A 586-nucleotide genomic window follows, 5' to 3' on the forward strand; every position below is an offset into this window, starting at 1 on the left:
CCACCACGACGGTCATCCCGGTCGCTTTGCCCTCTGGAGCCGCCGTAGCCGGACCGGGAGTGGGGCCTGTCACCACGTCCCCGACCGCTGGGTGCGCCGGAGCGGCCTCCATTGTGCTCGTTGGCTCCGGAGTCCTCGCGGTCTCCCGATCGGCTGTCGTCAGTCATCCAACCCGTCCGTCAACACTCAAAAGCGCTGCCACTTGAGCAGTAGCAGCGCGTCATATTACTCGTGCCCTCCAGCTTACGGCATGGTGTCGGGGTCAGAACCCACGCTTGTCCTCCTCCCCCGGGTCCAAGGGTGAGAGACGGGCCTCGGGGTCTGCCCGTGCCGGCCCTGCGGGGCTCAGGCCCCGGAAGTGGCCCTTCCCCACAACCACAAAGCCGGCACCCCCCACCACAAACAAAAAAGGGGGGCCCGCCAGCCCCCCCCACACACACAACACACCACACAACAAAAAAGAGGGGCCGCCCGCAAAGACGACCCCCCTTTCAAGAAAAACCGTGGCAGCAACCTACTCTCCCACCCCACCACAGGGCAGTACCATCAGCGCAAGGAGACTTAACGACCGGGTTCGGAATGAGAC

At 64.8% G+C, this 586-nt stretch carries 1 rRNA gene; it reads right to left on the reverse strand.

The window, feature by feature from the left end:
• Window positions 1-501: 501 nt before the first annotated feature.
• A 5S ribosomal RNA gene (rrf, locus tag FHS13_RS21935) occupies window positions 502-586 on the reverse strand; the annotation flags it as partial.

Origin of the sequence: Nocardiopsis algeriensis, assembly GCF_014203695.1 — a bacterium.
Taxonomy (GTDB): Bacteria; Actinomycetota; Actinomycetes; order Streptosporangiales; family Streptosporangiaceae; genus Nocardiopsis; species Nocardiopsis algeriensis.